The following is a 16,538-nucleotide window of genomic DNA, read 5'->3' on the forward strand; positions in this document are numbered from 1 at the left end:
GCCCATTGCTGCAGAAGCTGTTGCCCTGCTTGAAGATAGGCGAGCAGTTGCTGCAGGTAATCCGGTGAAGGTGTGAACATTTTAACCTCCTGCTGGTGCGGTCGGGAAAGGTGTGGAGATACCGAGCGGGTAGGGAGCCACCATGTCCAGTGGATGCGGCAGTGACCGCTGGCAAAATTCTGAATCGAGGTTGCGGAGAGGGCGTGTGTCGGCCGGCTCACGGTTCTCGATGTCGAACACATAGCAGTAATCACCGGCCGGTGTCGGCATCCGGATTGGACTCGACAGGCTCTGATCGAGGAAACCGTACGGGAATACCCACTCCAGCGGCGGGCTCTTCTCCCGGCGGTCGATGCCACCTGATTCGACCCAGATGTAGTGGTCGAGAATGGCATTGACCGCATGGCGGCCCGACTCGCACGCGGCCTCCATCGACGTCAATCGAGTAAACGTCTTGTTCCACGTGCCGGCGAAGACCACCGAATTGTTGTGCACTTGATAGCCGCCATGGCGCGCTTGCCAGACGTTGGCGTGCTGAAGGTTATTGAGCCACACCTCCTCAGGAGGTATGAAACTCCATGACGTTCCGTGCGGATTCCACGGCTCAGCGCTGGGTCGGTTGCCCCAATCTCCCACGATAGGGACCAGGTACGGAGTTTTGTTGCGGACCACCCGGCCTTGGCCCTGACCCGGTCCGCCCGCCATGACGAGACCGCGATCGAGCGCGTACCACATCGGGCTCGGCACGACCCCTTGTCCACCCGATCCCGAATCGCCGGCCAGCGCGGTGGTGATCTGACGCCACACCTCCGAGGCAATCTCGTCGGGCGTGCAGTCGCGTGCCGCCTTTGCTTGACCGGACTCGTCGACCACGTACGGAGACGGGGTATTGAAATCCCCGATGTCGACCGACAGCACCGAGACATGGCCGTCGCGGTCCAGAATTGGTCGCTTCTCCCACAATCCAGTCTGATTGACCGACGACAGTCCCCACGGGCTACCTACGTACAGCATGTGCCCTCGGACCAGTTGAAACTCCGTATCGAAGTAATACTGGATCCCACACAGTGTTTGGAACCGATCCCATGGCACTCGCCCCAGCTCGTCCATCGAGTAGGGATCCCGCCATTGTTGTGGTCGGGTGGCGCGCGGCTGCAACGGGCCATCAGGTGGCGGAGCTGTGGTGGTGAAACCCTCCAGCTTGGCCGCGGTACCGCCCGTGCCTCCGGCGTGCAATGCGGCTGCGAGGTATTCGGCCGCGGGTGCATCGACGGCGACGACCGTGTAATCCGCAGTCACCCGGGTGCCGTTGGCGAACGTGATCTGCGCACGTGGCCGCAGATGGGGTGGGTACTTCGGGTCGAGCGCCGGTGGGTCAAGTCGGATCGCCGCCGTATGGACGAAGCGGACGCCGAGTGCGAGGAGATGGTGGTACCAATGGTCGAACCACGACTCGGTGGTGGGACCATTGAGCACGCCGTCGGCTTTATTGTCGCGGCGGTCCATGCTCAGGTACAGCTGCAGGTTAGTGCTGAGATTTGTACGCGCGTCACCCCAGCGTGAGTCGAGGGCGACCAAAACCCTTGGCATCTGCCGCAATAGCTTGTCGCATCGCGGTGTGTAGGAGTATCTGTCCGTCCCGGTTTGGGGGTCGTGTCCGACGAAGAAGTCGTAAGCCGAGACGTTCTGCAATTCAAACGCGCGCCGTATCGGGCTCGTAACTAGGTAGCGAAGCAGCCTGCTCTCGTAGGTTGCGACGTCTGTCGGGGCGAACCCGAACGTTGTGAGTTGCGTTAGAATACTGAGGAATTCGGCGGGGCTGCGCGGAAGTTCGCGGGGAAAGATGAGTGAGGGCTCGCCGTCGGCAGTGGCGCCCTGGGTGACAACCCGCCGCACGTTGTCATAGACGGTCCGTGAGGTCGGTGTCCAATGGGACGTGCCGTCGGCCCGATGTGTGTTCTGGTACACCGGGATGCGCTGGAACATGTCCCAGATGTGTAGGTAATACGCGGGGAAGAAGCGGAAGCCGTGCTCGCCCGCCACCGCACGCCCGGGCGCAGGTGGGTGGCCCAGCCGCCCAGGAAAGGGCCGCAACTCAGCTTGGCTTCCGTCTCGTGTACCGACGGTCGAATATTGAGACGCGGCAAGGCCGCCGAGCTTGACGGGCGGGTATGCGCCGTCAGACTTGGGGCCCAACCCGTTACGTTCGTCGCGTTCCGCCTCGTACACCGTGACGATGAAGCCCCGCTCGGCAAGTTCCTGAGCGGCGGTCAACCCCGCGATGCCGGCGCCGATCACCGCTACGGTCGGACGTCGTTTGCAGGACGCCGGTGTCGTGATGCCGTCGGTCATGGCGTCCCTGCCCTCAGGTCCGACAGCAGCGCGGGCACGCTTGCCGCTCTGACCGCGGCATGTACGTACGCCTGCAACGAGGCATGAGCGCGTTGGACGTCATCGAGCGAGCCGTGAACCGCAACCGTGCCTGCCTCCACGGCCTCGTGGAGCTCGGTCCTGGCGTCGATCAGATCGAGGATGGCGGCTCGGGAGGTGGCAATTCGGACGTTGACCGCCTGCATCGAACCGTCCGACACCTCAATATGTTCACCACCGCGGATCGAGAACACCTCATCACCGATGACGAGTTCGACGACGAGTGGACCGAGGTTGGCCACCAGCAGTCGGTAGCTGCCGGGGACATCTTCCTTGAGATGCTCGACTGAGCGGCGAAGAATCGACGAAACCGGTTCAGCCATAGAGGAACTCGAATACACCGGTGCCGACAAAATCGAAGGCCTCGCCCCTGATCGTGCCGCTCGCCCGGACGGTGCCGTCGGTTTCACAGAGTACGATCGACCGGTCAAGACGCACTTCGCTTGGTTGCGCCAGTCGGGCGTAGGAACGTGAGTGGAACTCAGCGCGCACCGTATCGCCCGCGCGGTTCGCCGTGATGTCGATTCGCTCGGGGACACCGGGTACCTCGCCGTCGAGCAGTAGCCGCATCGGTGGCGGTAGAGTGCAATCGGCCGGGCGGCTGAATCTGCCGCACGAAAGTGTCTGTACCGCCGCGTGCCGGAATATCGCGGCCGGCTCGTCATGATGCCACACATAGAGTGAGCGAGAAATAGACCGCAGCCAGTTCCGGTCCGTGATCTCCACGAACACCATCGACCACGGGTCCGTGGAGCCGGTGGGCAAGATCGTTCCCCAGGTCCAACCGAAATCATCGCCCCACCGGAATCGACCCCAGTTGTGGTCGTGGTAGGCGAGGTCGTCCTCGAAGCGGTGCTGTCGGCCGCCGATTTGGAGCCAGCCCTGCGCGCGCAATCTTGGTACGAACAGCCAGCTGATTCGGCCATCACCCGCCGGCTCGTTGCGGACGACGAACGGCTGGCTTGTCGGGGTGAAGTGCACTTCGCCCCGGATCTGCTTGTCCGGCAAACTGATTGACACACGGTAGCCGTCCGATTGCACGGCCATCCGGTTGCCGCCGATCGTCAGCTCGCCCAGATCGGCCGAGAGGTCGACTGCGTGCGCATCGAATCGCTCGATGGCGCCGGTCCAGTTCTGGTCGTACGCGATCACGATGACGCGTGGCGCGAGCCGGACTTCGTCGGCGTCGAACACCTCGTTATTGAGGCTGAAGTTGATGAGCACCCGGACGCCGTGCCCGTGGATCACGAAGTGGTGCCATTCCTTGAACCAGGCGGGCCGGGCGGTTGCCAGTACCGGCGTCCGTAAAAAATCGCTGCGGGCGAGCATCAAGGTCATCGCAGAAACCTCGCTGTCGCGGCGACCTCGAGGGTCGGTTTATGCGATGTGCTCGGGGAGTTGGCCATTCGCTGGATCGCTGCCCCCGTGCTCGCGAGCCCGAGTAATGCGTACACGAAGTCGTCGCAGTCGCGGGCGGGGCGAGCGTGACGGTCGCCTTCAGCGGCGAGCGAGCGGACCATGTCGGCCAAACCTGCGAGACCGACTAGGTACCCGATGAAATCGCTCCTGTCTGCGAGTGCTTCGTGAGGATCGTTGAGCGTCATGCGAACCCCTCGGGCCGCAACCGGGCCAGGATCGAATCGTCGAGGCCTTGGCCTACGACGACATCGACCAGCAGATCGGCCCAGGCGTCCGGGGTTCCGCTCGGTGCTGCGGGACCGCCGAGAACGTTGAGACTTACCATCTCCCAGACGCGGCGCAAGTTCTCCACCGACTCAGAAGCAACCAGCCCGTCGCGCAACCGAGCCCCGCGGGGGGTTTGCGCGTAGCGATGCCCCTCGGCGACAAGGACGTCATGCAGCCGCCGCGCCGCCGCGGGGTTGCCGAGCACCGCGCGTCGTGCGCCCAGTAACAGGTCGAACACCGCCCGCTGCGGCCCATCGGCATCCTCAGGTCGCGGCGGATGCAACTGCGGTGTCGCGTGTTCGATGAGATCGAGGGTGAGTTCGCGGACCCTCTCGAGCTCGGCGAGCATGCCGGCCATCTCTTCGGGGCTCATCGCGTCCGCCCATGTACGTAATCCACGAGATCGGCCAGCACGTCCCGGTGGCGGCTGTGGGGAAACCAGTCCAGACTCGCCAGCACGGCGGCCGCCTTCTCGGCATGGTCGGCGGCGACGTCCCGGGCGTGCCGCAGCGAGCCGACGTCGTGCATCAGTTCGTAGAGCCAGCGAATCTCGTCTATGCCTTTGCACTCCGTCGGCTGGTGCCCCTGCAGTCGCGCTTCCAGTTCGGCCCGCCCCGACTCCGACAAGTGCCCTCGCGTCGTCAGTGCGTCGAGGAGTTCGGTCAACCCGAGTTCACCGTCCGCGCTGGGGCGTCGCTTGGCCAGGATCGCGACGACCTGAGCCTGGTCTTGCGGTTCGGCATGCCGCAATGCGTGCAAGAGCATCAGGGTTCGCTTGCCCTCCCAAAGATCTCCGCCGATCTCCTTGCCGTACTCCTGCGGGTCGCCACGCAGGTTGAGCAAGTCATCCGTTATCTGGAAGGCCGCGCCGAGATACCGGCCGAAAGACTCCAACGGCTCCATGCGCTCCGGCCCCGCCCCGGCGGCGATCGCGCCGGCTTGCAGGGGAGTGATGAACGTGTACCAACTGGTTTTCAGTTCCACCATCTTCAAGTAGTCGGCGTCGTTGAGCCGCCAACTGTTGGACCGCACCCACTCGAGCTCCAATGCCTGTCCGTCGACGGTCAGCCGAGTCATCTTGGCGACCGCCCGCAGAATGCGCAGCGCAGGTCCGAGTCCCACTCGTTCAACATTGTCGAGCAGCGGTTGCAGTGACAGCGAAAGCATGGCGTCGCCGACGTTGATGGCGATCGGGACGCCGTGGTCGATGTGAAGCGTGGGTTTCCCACGCCGCCACCACGATTCGTCCTCGATGTCATCGTGGATCAGAAACGCGTTGTGGTAGAGCTCCAATGTGGCCGCCGTCGGCAGCACTGCTTCGAGGTGGCCACCAAGTCCGAGACATGCCGCGATGCTCAGCGCCGGCCGCAGCGCCTTCCCACCCCGTAACGGGTAATCGAGGATCAGGTCGTAGAGGCCGCCTTTTTCGCGCTCGCCCGGACCGTAGAGCCGCGCGATTTCACCGTCGCACGCGTCCTTGCACAACGCCAGATAGTCGTCGAGGGGGCGGGCCGCCATCGGATTCGGTCCGCCGGCGAATGGCTTAGGGCTCGCGAATTCTGACGAGACCGCGGTCATCCGTGATCCTCAGCGCGTACCGGATCCGCGCAGTGAGCTGTATCTTGCCCAAGTAGGTTTCGCCGTCGATTTCAAGACTCGGTGCAACGCTGATTGCGACATCGACCGGCTCTTCACCGGGCGATGCCTCCGGTGCTGCGCCCTGCGGGATCCGTCGCCGACGGCCCAGCACGACGATTCGCGTGTGCTTGCCATTTCCGGCGAGCTTGGAGGTTCGGTGCAGTGCGTTGATATGCCCCGCAGTGAGCAGCGAATCCAGTATTGAGTCGCCGCCGTAAAACTGGCTGAGGTGTGTGAGCCCTTCGGTATTGGTGATCAGGCAGGACGGCGCTCGATACCCGCCATTCTCGACATGCGCACGGGCCTTGATGAGCTGGTTCAGCAGATTGGGTGCGGTGTCGTCAGTCTTCAAGAGCCAGTGAGCGTTGTAGTAGAGCTGGGGCAAGATGGCGTTGTCGAATTTCCTTGCGAGCACCTTGGCCACAGCCATTACTTCGGTGAGCAACGCGTCAGGAGTAGGCCCATTCGCCTGGGCAAGACTTACGAGGAACTTCTTTTGCTTCATAGTCAGGGCTATGAACCCTGGGAAGTTGTATTTTCCGTCTGGCACCCTGATCTGACCGGGGTCACCGGTATCCCAGTGCGGGATGGATTGCCAGACAATGCTGCACTGCGCGAATGTCTCACTGACGGCCTGGTTGGCTAGGGCGAACCGCTCAGGACTGAGATACATGGCTACGAACCCCCGACAAGTCGTAGTTATTTCGCTTCGATCATGGCAGAGGAAATCGGCGCGCGCGCAATTAATTCGTCGAATTTTCAAAATGGAGTAGTGAACTACTTGCTGAGCAGAACGATCTCTTGGCCGGGGTCCAATTCGCCACGCGCCATCGCGTCGCAGTGCGCTAAATGCAATGGAGCAACGGGATCGTCGGGCAGCAACTTCTGGCACCGCTCGAAGGCGGCCCGCGCCCCGTCGACATCGCCCGCGTCGAACAATGCGAACGCCTCGTCGAAAGCGGGCTGCGCGGCATGCTTCGCGGCACGGAGTTCAGCCGAATCCGCGTCATAGACTTCATAAATCGTCACAGGTCGGCGTCGATTGACTACAGAGACACGCTCCATGCGCCGAGTGTCGAACTCCGCAAGACGCGCAATGCGCTCATGTGTGCGGTCGGAGAGTAGCAACGCGGAGCCATATCGCTTGTTGGTGCTCTCGATGCGCGCGGCGAGGTTAACTGCGTCGCCGATGATGGTGAGGACCATGCGGTTGACTCCGCCGACCAGACCGACCCCGACCGTGCCGGTATTGATCCCGATGCCGGCCCGCAGCTCTTCGGAACCGAGCGCCTGGCGTTCCTGGTTGTGCTCGTGCAGGGAGCGGAGCATCGCCAATCCCGCTCGGACGGCGTCGGCCTCGGACTCGAAGACGGCGACGATCTCGTCACCCCGTACGTCTTGGATCATGCCGTTATAGCTGATGATCGGTAGTTCGACCGCCCGCAGAAAGCCCATCGCCAAGTTACCCGCCTCGGCAACGTTCATGTCCTCGATCATGGTTGTGTAACCACGGATGTCGCTGATCAGCACCGTCATCTCGCGTTCGACGCGGTAACCGCTGCGGACGCGGCGAAGGTCGTCGATATCGAGGATTCGCAGCAATTCATTGGGCACGAATCTGGACTGCACATCAATGAGCGATTGCCGGTACTCGTCGGCTGCTCGAAGCCGCGCCTCGAGTTGGAAGTTCCACAGGGGAGCGGCGGCCTGGGCGCAGAGGAAGACGACCGCCTGCTCGTGTTCGGCGCTGAAAACTCCTGCGGATTCGCCCTTCTCGGCGTATAGGACACCGATTATATTGTCGTGCAGCCGAATTGGAACGGCCAGGATCGAAAGTGTGGTTGCTACGCGATCGGGGGCAACGAGGACCGGAGAGCCATCGTCGATCACTCGGCGCACTACATCCGGGTCGTACGACACCTCGTTCCATGGTCCGTCGATGATCGAGATCGTGCCGCGGTCATTGATGGCCCGAACCGTCAGGTGCTCTGCGTCACCGGTGAGGAACAGGACGCGATCAGCACCAGTCGTGTCTGCCACCGACCCCAGAATGACGTTGGCCAAGGTGTCCGCGGTCCGAGCAGCGGACATCGAGTGAAGCAGCTGATGTGCCCCGACGGGATCGATCCCGGCCGAACCCGTCAGGTCACGACGAAGTAGCCACGGGTGCTCCTGCGCGAGCTTGTCGGTGCGCACCACGAAGCCCAGGTTCAGCCATCGCTGGTAGGCAGAACGCAGCATGTGTTCGCCGAGCGTCGCCCGCCGGGTGTCTGTGTAGAGGGCGGCGACCTCCTCGTGGCTATACGCACCGACTATCGGAAGCTGATTCTCCTCGGCGAGGGCGATGGCCTGGTGGAGGTAGCGATCGGCCTTGCCGCTCTGTCCGCGCGCTCTGGCCCAGGCTCCCTGAATCAGGGCGTAGGCCGCCCCGTAGTTCTCCGGTGCACCTTCCGCCCACTTACGGTGCAACGCCAGAGCCTGGCGCACGAATCGGACGGTCCCGGAATCCTTTGGTGCGCAGTGGATCATGCTCAGAGCGCCCAGCATGTAGATGAACTGTGAGGCAGGGACCCCGGCCAGGCCGTCGATGTGCTCGATTGCCTCATGGGTGGCGGCGACCGCACCTGCGTAGTCGCCGTTCCAGAAGTGCAGCCCCTGTCGCATGGCCGCCGCCGCGGCGAGCGCCACTGCGTCACCCTCGCGTCGCGCCGCAGGCAGCACTTCCCGCTCGTCGTAACCGCTTTCACCGGCGAGCAGGAGCGGATCGTCGCTGCGTCCCATCAAATTCAGGCAGAGTTGCTGCACGCTTTGGCACAGCGCGCTGGGTACTGGTTGGGAACGGATGTGCGGGATCAGGGATCTGGCAAGGGCGTCGATCTCAGCGAGTGGACGGCCGAGCCAGAACGATTGGGAGAGCAGAACCGCGACCAGAAATCCGGCGTTCTCCTGGTCACCCTGGTCGAGTGCCTCATCGACGGCCTCTCGAAGTTCGCCCAATCCGTCGCGGATCGGGTGACGCCAGTGGTTGATGTAGTCCAAGTGCATGAACACCGTCTGCGGGCGGGCCTCGCGGAATTCCGGCCGCGATGCCAGTGACCTGCCGACCTCGCCGAAGCGCTGGGCGCCCGCGTGGTCACCGAGCAACACGAGGACGATGCCGTACCCGGCGATGACCACCGGTGACGACGGCGTGTGGCCATGAGCCAATGTGAGGTCGAGTTGCTTTCGCACGAGCAGCGGCAAGATGTTCGGGCGGATGAGGACCGCCATGTTGCACAGCTCGGCGAGAATCGGATGCAGTGCAATGACTCGCTCGTCGTCGCAGTGCGGCAGCTCCAGCAGCCGTTCGTTGCTCCACCGCCGCATCGTCATCCTCATCCGGACGACCGCGTTCCCCATACGTGGTTTGCCGGCTTCGGTTGCAACCCGCTCACCGAGTTCATCGAGCGCGCGAAGGCCGATCTCCAGCGCATCCTGGAGACGGTTCTGCACGACACACCCTTTGAGCCGCAGATAGGCGATTCGCGCCCGGTCCGGTGGCTGCGGCAGAAACTCCGCGGCCTCGTCGAGCAACGTATTGAGTGTCGCCACGTCGCCGACGAGCAGCGCGGCGTCCGCGGCATCGAGTTGCAGCTCTCGTGTGAGCGCGAAGTGGGTAGCCCAGCGTTGTTCGCCGAGCAAGTCCAGCGCACTGCGACAGTAGTCCAGGGCCAACGGAAATGAAGCCTGCGCCCGAGCCTTTCGCGCAGCCCGCCGTGCCACCTCGACGAAGCTGGTGCGTTCGATGTCGTCGACGAGCTCGACGCCGGCGATACCCACATGGCGTGCGGCTTCGAAGACACGATCGTCCCCGAGGGTGATCAGCCGCCGACCGACGCGCAGGTGGATGGCCCGCGCGTCGGAGGCAGACAGCCCCGCCCGGGCCGCCTCGGCGATCCGGTCATGGCTGAACCGGTAGCGGGCGTCACGACTTATCGCGTTGGTGATCCGCTGCCCACCGGCGTCGAGGGCCTCGATCAGCCGGAGCTCCAGGCATGCCCACAGCGCCCGAGCCACGATGTCGGGCGACTCGGCTGCGGCTGCGGTGGCGTCGTCGAGGTCGAACTCGCCACCGATGCACGCCAGCGAACTCAACACCGCCCGGTCCGCGGGGCGGAGCTGATCGAGATACCGGCCCAGGAACTCGGCGGTGGTGGCAGAGACCTCGATCGAGGTGAGCACGCGCAAGTCCCAGCTCGGGTGGCCGGCCGGGCCCGCCGTGATGAGCGCGCCTTCGCGTTGGGCGCGGTAGAACAACTGCCGGACCGCCAACGGGTTGCCCCCCGTCCGATGGTGGAACTCGGCGGCCACATCGCCCATCTCAACGCTGCTACCGCATACGTCGGCCAGCAACTCCTCGACGTCTTCGAGTGCCAGTGGTTCGAGCTGAATGGCTTGCAGGCCTTCCGATTTGAGGGCCGCTGCGGCGGGATCGAACTCACCCGCCCGGTGCGCACCAAGGACAAGTACGTTGCGAAGCGACACTGTCAACAGTTCAGCGAGAAGCAGTAGCGTATCTCGGTCGGCCCACTGAAGATCATCGACCGCGAGGACGACCGGCCGGTAGGACGCGGTGGCAGAGAGCAAACGAATGATGGCCCGGTGAAGCTGGCGACGTGAGTCCGCCGCATCTGGCTCGATGGCGCTTTCGAATTCGCCAAGTACTGGTCCCAACTCGGGCACCAGTTGGGTGAGAATGCCTGCCAAACCCGACATCTCGCTGACCAACTCGGCCTGCCACCGCGCGTGTTCGGCAGGTCCGGTCGCCAGCATGGTGCGCACGATCGAGCCGAGAGCGATGGACAGCGCCGAGTATGGAGCCGGTGCATCGGCTCGGCATCGTCCGTACGCGAAGACGCAACCGCTCTTGGACACCTCGACGCCGAAGGCCTGGATCAACGTCGACTTTCCCACGCCCGCAGCCCCGCTGAGCAATAAGCAGCCGCCGCCGGCGCGTCCCGCCGCGTCTACCGCGGCTCGCAGTTCGGTGAACTCGTGTCGGCGGTCGACGACACGGCCGCCCAGGTCCAGAACCGGCGTCGTCACGTCGGCGGACGCACTTTGACCAGCGCCGTCGCTCGAATGGCGCCGTGAGAAAGTCGCAGGTTGACGCAGTTGTGCATTCGCAAACCCCCCGAGGGCAATGTGCATACATCTTAATGACGATCGTCCGATACACGCAGTATCTGTGACCTGTTGACTGCCGAGTTCGGCTTCCCTACGCTCGGCTAAGCGACAGTCAACTGTCAGATATCAACTCTGCCGGAAGAGGGACTGTGACCGATCACGTCGATGTCGATTTGCCCACCATGCCGGCCCCGCGAGCACCCCGTTGCCCGCTCGATCCGCCCGCGGAGTTTGCTGCGTGGCGCGACAACCCAGGACTGCGACAGGCGATCAATCTGTTCACCGGGCAGCCGGCCTGGGTGGCCAGCCGGTACGAGGACATCCGGGCCGCCGTCACCGATCCGCGGATGAGCGCCAACACCCTTCCCGAGTCGGTCAAACCACCCGGTGAAGAAGACGACATGCCGGTGTTCTTCGCGCGCACCGACGATCCTGAACACAATCGGCTGCGGCGGATGCTTACGATGGACTTCACCGTCCGGCGCGCGAAGGAAATGGCGCCCGATATCCAACAACTCGTCGACGGCTTCCTGGACAAGATGATTGCCGCCGGGCCACCCCGCGACCTGGTCCGCGATTTCGCACTGCCTGTGCCGTCGTTGGTGATCTGCCTGCTGCTTGGTGTGCCCTACGAGGACCATGAGTACTTCGAGGAGCACAGTGTCGCTGGTCTCGACGTCAAGACCAGCGATGAGCAACGGACCGCGTCGATCATGACGATGATCGGTTACATCACCGAGTTGCTGCAGCGCAAGAAGGATGAGCCTGGTGATGATCTGTTGTCGCGCTTGATGACTCACAACGTCGCAGACGGTGAGATCAGCGTGATGACGGCCGCGATGACCGGATGGGTGATGCTGCAGGCCGGTCACGAGACCACGGCGAGCATGATCGCGCTCGGCACGCTGGTCCTGCTGAAGAACCCGGATGCCTTCGCCCGACTGCGGGACAGCGACGACCCGACTGTGCGACTCCAGATCATTGATGAGCTGTTGCGGTACCTGACGATCGTGCACAGCGGGCTGGTCGACCGGATCGCGACCGAGGACTTCGAGCTGGGTGGACAACTGGTTCGCAAGGGCGAACACGTGATGATGAACCTGACCGCAGGCAACTACGATCCGGCGTTCGTCGAGAACCCCGAACGATTTGACATCGACCGAAATCCGCGCGGTCACTTAGCCTTCGGCTACGGTGTCCACCAATGCGTCGGCCAGAACCTGGCGCGAACGGAATTGGACATCGCACTGACCACGCTGGCTCGCCGGCTCCCGACGTTGCGGTTGGCTGTGCCGGAGGACGAGCTGGATTTCATGAACGACCAAGCCATCTGGCGCCTCAAGGAACTCCCGGTCACGTGGTGACGACAACGCGAGTTCGCGCTGACGCCGCGCGCAACGCCGACCGGATACTGCGGGCGGCCCGCGAGGTCTACGCCGAAGTGGGACCCGACGCACACATGGAACTGGTCGCCCGCCGCGCAGGGGTGGGGGAGCGAACGCTTTACCGTAGATTTCCCACCAAGGGTGATCTGGTCCGAGCCGCACTCGACCAGAGCATCGCCGAAAACCTCATGCCCGCAATCGAAAAAGCGCGACGGAATAGCGACCCGCTCCTCGGTCTCACCGACCTCATCGAGGCCGCGATCTCATTGGGCGCCCGCGATCACGCCATCCTGGCCGCAGCGCGAAAAGCCGACGCACTCGATAACGTGTCGGCACGACTGGATGAGGCGCTCTATGAGTTGATGTGCCGCGCCCAGACGGCCGGGACCGTCCGGGCCGACCTGGTCGCCGATGACCTTCCGCGCGTGATCGCGATGCTCAACAGCGTGTTGTGGACCATGGATCCCGCCGGCGATGGCTGGCGGCGTTACGTAGGGCTGATGCTCGATGCCATCACGACAACGACACCGCGCCGGCTGTTACCGGCTGTCCCGCTTCGCCTTCCATCGCACACCGGGAGTTGGCCGCTGTGAGCGTATTGCTGCATTCGGCGCGCCTGCGCCGTTCGTCTCAGTTCCCACCGGAGGTCGCCGCGCCGATATCCAGGACGCCGCCGCACTCGGTGTCTTCCACCTCGACCACCGGGTCGTCACGATCATCGAACTCCAGCCGCAGTGCCCGCGACATGATCGCATGCATGACGTACATGGTGGTGGTGTAGGTGAACTCGAGAATATCCTTGTCGCTGAACACTTCCCGCAGCTGGGCCATCAACTGTTCAGGGACCCGTCCCTGCTGGCCCGCCAGACAGTCGGCGTAGGCCAACAGCAGTCGCTCGGATTGGTCGAAACAGTCAGCGGTCTGCCACGATGGGATCGCCGCGATCTTCTCCTCCGACAGACCCGCCGAGCGGCATGCTTTGCAGTGCTGGGAGAACACGAACTGGCTGCCCACCACCCAGCCTGCGCGGATCTGGCCGAGCTCGCGGTGATCGGCCCGGATGCCGACTTCCTCGCGATACAACCGGAATCCGCGAACGGCATGCCGAAGTGCGGCCGGAGACTGCGCCATCACCGTCCACCAGTCACCGGTTGTGCCGCCGACCGCGCCGGGCTCGGCGACAGGGTCGCGATCGCCGAACATGAAGTCGTACATCCCGCGGGTGAAGTCGTCGGTGACCTCTGCGCGGGAAACCTGATCGAGTGATGGCATGTCAGTTCCTCTCTGCGGTGTAGGAAACGCGGACACCGACGCGATTTCGAACAGGCGGTGAACTCAGGGGGCCAGCCCGGAAAAGATCATCTCTGCGAACACCTCACCGATCTCGTTCAGCGACCGGCGTCCGCCCGGCACGTACCACTTGTGGATCCAGTTGAACATGCCAAGTATCCCGTGCAGCACGAGCCGCGGATCCAGGTCGGAGCGGAAGATCTCCTCGCGGATACCTTCCTCGATGATCATGAGCAGCGTGTCTGCGTAGTCCTCGGCGTTGCTGGTGATGCCAGCGGCGTCGGGGATCCCGGCGATGTGTTGGCTCTCGCTGAACAGCAAGAACATCTCCGGGTACTTTTCCAGGTCTTCGACGTAACAGCGCAATGCGGCGCGCAACTTGGCGTCAGCCGGTTGTGCGGATTGCAACGCCTCACGGCAGTGACGGGTCATTTCGCGCGCCGGCTCCTCGATGAGCGCGATCAGCAACTCTTCCTTGGTTCCGACGTAGTAATAGAGCGAGGCACGGTTGATGCCGACTTCGGCGGCCACGTCTTCGAGCCGGGCCCGGGCAAATCCCTCGCGTCGGAAGACGTCGGTGGCGCCGGCCAAGATGCTGCGCCAGCGTTCGTTGGACGCCCGGCGATCTGCTGCGCGACGTTCGGCGCGGCGCCTGGCGTTGTCACTCTGACGTGTAGCGGGGATCGGTCTCGCCCTTCTTGTCGTGCACTGCTCGCCGTATCAAAATACGTCATCAGACCTGCGACCTCGCTTATCGGAATTTATCCTGACCCCCTTTCTTGCCTAAGCCCAGCGACACGATCTGACGTCTTTTCTGGACCGGCGGCCCGGTCGGCCCTACCGTCTTTCCCATGCCGGGAATAGCCGAGATCGCACTGGGAGCCGCACCGATCGCCGGCGGGGCGCTGTTGGGTGTCGCCGCGGGCAACCTCCGAGGGCCGGATGTCCGCGGCGCGATCAAGGCCGACCTCGAGCTGCTCGAAAAGCTGCCCGAGGAAAACGTCGAACTGCGTGCCCGGCTGCGTCAAAGCATCAACGAGCGCATCGTCGACCTCATCGATGCCACCGAGAAGAGCCGCGAACTGCGCGAGATCGCCGCGTCCTACAAGGGAAACTGGCGCGACATCGTGGTATTCGTCTGCGCCGTGCTGTTCACCATCGTGTGGTGGAACGTCCCGCACAGCCGGACCAACTGGCTGGTGACGTTCGTCTTCCTGATCGTGTTGTCAGGGCTCGTCGCGGTCTACGCGTCGCGCGGCGTCATCCGTGCGCTGGCCAGCCTGCGCCGCGCTCGGGACAAGCACTCATCTGGGTAAGTGAGTGGCGAAGAAGTCCTTCATCGCGTCCCAATGGCGTTTCGCGGCGGCCTCGTCGTAGGGAGCGTTGTCGGGGACGGCGAAGCCGTGGGCGGCTGAGTACCACTCGATGGTGTGCTCGACGCCGGCCGCCGTCAACGCGTCGTCGAGGGTCTTGGCCTGGGCGTTGGTGAACGAGGCGTCGTCCTGCGCCCCGCCGACGTAGACCGCGGCCTCGATCTGATCGGCGAGCAGATGCGGGCTCCCCGGATCGTCGGAAGCCAACCCGCCGCCATGAAAGGACATTGCCGCCGCCACTCGTTCGGGCACCCGCCCCGCGACCGTCAGCGAGGTGCGGCCGCCCATGCAGTAGCCGGTGGTGCCGAACGTGTCGCCGGTGACCTCTGGCCGGCCGGCCAGGTAGTCGAAAAGCGCTCGTGCGTCCGACGCCATCGCGTCGGGGGTGACACTGCCGATCATCGAGAACAGCCGCTGGCGCTCGGCCTTGTCGCTGAACACGGTCTCCATGTCGAACGGCGCCCAATCGCCGCTGCGGTAGTACACGTCGGGGACCAGCACCGCGTACCCCAGGTCGGCCAGCTGGGCGGCCATGTCGACGAACGTCGGGCGGGTACCGCCGGCATCGGGATACATGATCACCCCCGGCCACGGTCCTCGTCCGGCGGGAATGGCGAGGGTGACCGGACAGGTCCCATCGGCGGTGGTGACGGTGTCAGAGATGGTCGGCATGGCTTCGTTTGTACTCTCTGCCCGCAGACGTAAGCTGAGCGGCGTGCCGATCGCCACGCCGTACGAGGATCTGCTGCGACATGTGCTCGCCCACGGCACGCCGAAATCCGACCGAACCGGCACCGGCACCCGCAGTGTGTTCGGCCACCAGCTGCGCTACGACCTGTCGGCGGGCTTCCCGTTGATCACCACCAAGAAGGTGCATCTGAAGTCGATCGTCTACGAGCTGCTGTGGTTCCTGCGCGGCGACTCCAACGTTGCCTGGCTGCAGGAGCACGGTGTCAGTATCTGGGATGAATGGGCCTCTCCCACAGGTGATCTCGGTCCGGTGTACGGCGTCCAGTGGCGGTCCTGGCCAACCCCGTCGGGTGACCACGTCGACCAGATCAGCGCCGCGCTGAACCTGTTGCGCACCGACCCCGATAGCCGCCGCATCATCGTCTCGGCGTGGAACGTCGGCGAGATCCCGCAGATGGCGCTGGCGCCGTGCCACGCGCTGTTCCAGTTCTACGTCGCCGACGGGCGGCTGAGCTGCCAGCTCTACCAGCGCAGTGCCGACCTGTTCCTCGGGGTGCCGTTCAACATCGCCAGCTACGCGCTGCTGACCCACATGATGGCCGATCAGGCCGGGCTGGACGTGGGGGAGTTCGTCTGGACCGGCGGGGACTGTCACATCTACGACAACCACGTCGAGCAGGTCACCGAGCAGCTGAGCCGTGATCCGCGTCCGTATCCGGAACTCGTTCTGGCACAGCGCGATTCGATCTTTGACTACACCTTCGAAGATGTCGAGATCCGCAACTACGACCCGCACCCGGCGATCAAAGCGCCGGTCGCCGTATGACGGCCGCGAGTCGAGGCTGCGCTGCGAGGGACGAGCAGGGCGGAGGAGCGAGCG

14 protein-coding genes are annotated in these 16,538 nt (G+C 64.0%); 4 read left to right on the forward strand and 10 right to left on the reverse strand.

What is annotated here, in order from left to right; genetic code table 11:
- Window positions 1-81 precede the first annotated feature (81 nt).
- From AB431_RS11510 to AB431_RS11545, 7 genes are all read right to left on the reverse strand, one after another.
- A complete protein-coding gene (locus AB431_RS11510) occupies window positions 82-2,352 on the reverse strand; it encodes an FAD-dependent oxidoreductase (protein ID WP_235435883.1) in 2,271 nt (756 codons plus the stop codon).
- Window positions 2,349-2,753 carry a hypothetical protein gene (locus AB431_RS11515; RefSeq protein WP_047330031.1) on the reverse strand — a complete coding sequence of 135 codons (405 nt, stop codon included), beginning with the start codon at window positions 2,751-2,753 and terminating at the stop codon, window positions 2,349-2,351. The genes AB431_RS11510 and AB431_RS11515 overlap by 4 nt, the downstream gene beginning before the upstream one ends.
- Window positions 2,746-3,768: a hypothetical protein gene (locus AB431_RS11520; protein WP_047330032.1), complete on the reverse strand. Its 1,023-nt coding sequence runs from the start codon at window positions 3,766-3,768 to the stop codon at window positions 2,746-2,748. Before AB431_RS11520 ends, AB431_RS11515 begins: the two co-directional genes overlap by 8 nt.
- Window positions 3,769-4,030: 262 nt before the next feature.
- Window positions 4,031-4,489, reverse strand: coding sequence for a hypothetical protein (locus tag AB431_RS11530; protein WP_047330034.1), 459 nt, complete (start codon window positions 4,487-4,489; stop codon window positions 4,031-4,033).
- Window positions 4,486-5,634 carry a polyprenyl synthetase family protein gene (locus tag AB431_RS11535; protein WP_047330035.1) on the reverse strand — a complete coding sequence of 383 codons (1,149 nt, stop codon included), beginning with the start codon at window positions 5,632-5,634 and terminating at the stop codon, window positions 4,486-4,488. The genes AB431_RS11530 and AB431_RS11535 overlap by 4 nt, the downstream gene beginning before the upstream one ends.
- A 25-nt stretch (window positions 5,635-5,659) precedes the next feature.
- The gene (locus AB431_RS11540; protein ID WP_047330036.1) at window positions 5,660-6,427 is read right to left on the reverse strand and encodes a hypothetical protein; all 768 of its coding nucleotides are present in this window, start codon (window positions 6,425-6,427) and stop codon (window positions 5,660-5,662) included.
- A gap of 104 nt (window positions 6,428-6,531) precedes the next feature.
- Complete coding sequence (locus AB431_RS11545; RefSeq protein ID WP_047330037.1) at window positions 6,532-10,839, reverse strand: AAA family ATPase; 4,308 nt, start codon at window positions 10,837-10,839, stop codon at window positions 6,532-6,534.
- 356 nt (window positions 10,840-11,195) lie between these two features.
- Here AB431_RS11545 and AB431_RS11550 point away from each other — a divergent pair, with 356 nt between their 5' ends.
- Together AB431_RS11550 and AB431_RS11555 are read left to right on the forward strand one after the other, a co-directional pair.
- A complete protein-coding gene (locus AB431_RS11550; protein ID WP_235435919.1) occupies window positions 11,196-12,284 on the forward strand; it encodes a cytochrome P450 in 1,089 nt (362 codons plus the stop codon).
- Window positions 12,278-12,898 carry a TetR/AcrR family transcriptional regulator gene (locus AB431_RS11555; protein ID WP_047330038.1) on the forward strand — a complete coding sequence of 207 codons (621 nt, stop codon included), beginning with the start codon at window positions 12,278-12,280 and terminating at the stop codon, window positions 12,896-12,898. The genes AB431_RS11550 and AB431_RS11555 overlap by 7 nt, the downstream gene beginning before the upstream one ends.
- Before the next feature lie 37 nt (window positions 12,899-12,935).
- On the opposite strand, the gene AB431_RS11560 is transcribed toward AB431_RS11555, so the two are convergent.
- Window positions 12,936-13,577 (reverse strand): carboxymuconolactone decarboxylase family protein, encoded by a 642-nt coding sequence (locus tag AB431_RS11560; RefSeq protein WP_047330039.1) that lies wholly within the window; start codon window positions 13,575-13,577, stop codon window positions 12,936-12,938.
- Window positions 13,578-13,640: 63 nt separating this feature from the next.
- Window positions 13,641-14,186, reverse strand: a complete 546-nt coding sequence (locus AB431_RS11565; protein ID WP_235435884.1) for a TetR/AcrR family transcriptional regulator — start codon at window positions 14,184-14,186, stop codon at window positions 13,641-13,643.
- A gap of 260 nt (window positions 14,187-14,446) precedes the next feature.
- Here AB431_RS11565 and AB431_RS11570 point away from each other — a divergent pair, with 260 nt between their 5' ends.
- Window positions 14,447-14,911 carry a hypothetical protein gene (locus tag AB431_RS11570; protein ID WP_047330041.1) on the forward strand — a complete coding sequence of 155 codons (465 nt, stop codon included), beginning with the start codon at window positions 14,447-14,449 and terminating at the stop codon, window positions 14,909-14,911.
- Here AB431_RS11570 and AB431_RS11575 read toward each other — a convergent pair.
- Window positions 14,900-15,640 carry a dienelactone hydrolase family protein gene (locus AB431_RS11575; protein ID WP_047333324.1) on the reverse strand — a complete coding sequence of 247 codons (741 nt, stop codon included), beginning with the start codon at window positions 15,638-15,640 and terminating at the stop codon, window positions 14,900-14,902. The two genes, AB431_RS11570 and AB431_RS11575, sit on opposite strands and share 12 nt — an antisense overlap.
- Window positions 15,641-15,683: 43 nt before the next feature.
- On the opposite strand from AB431_RS11575, the gene AB431_RS11580 reads away from it, so the two are divergent.
- Window positions 15,684-16,484, forward strand: coding sequence for a thymidylate synthase (locus AB431_RS11580; protein ID WP_047330042.1), 801 nt, complete (start codon window positions 15,684-15,686; stop codon window positions 16,482-16,484).
- The last annotated feature ends 54 nt before the right edge of the window (window positions 16,485-16,538 follow it).

Origin of the sequence: Mycobacterium sp. EPa45 (genome assembly GCF_001021385.1) — a bacterium.
Taxonomy (GTDB): Bacteria; Actinomycetota; Actinomycetes; order Mycobacteriales; family Mycobacteriaceae; genus Mycobacterium.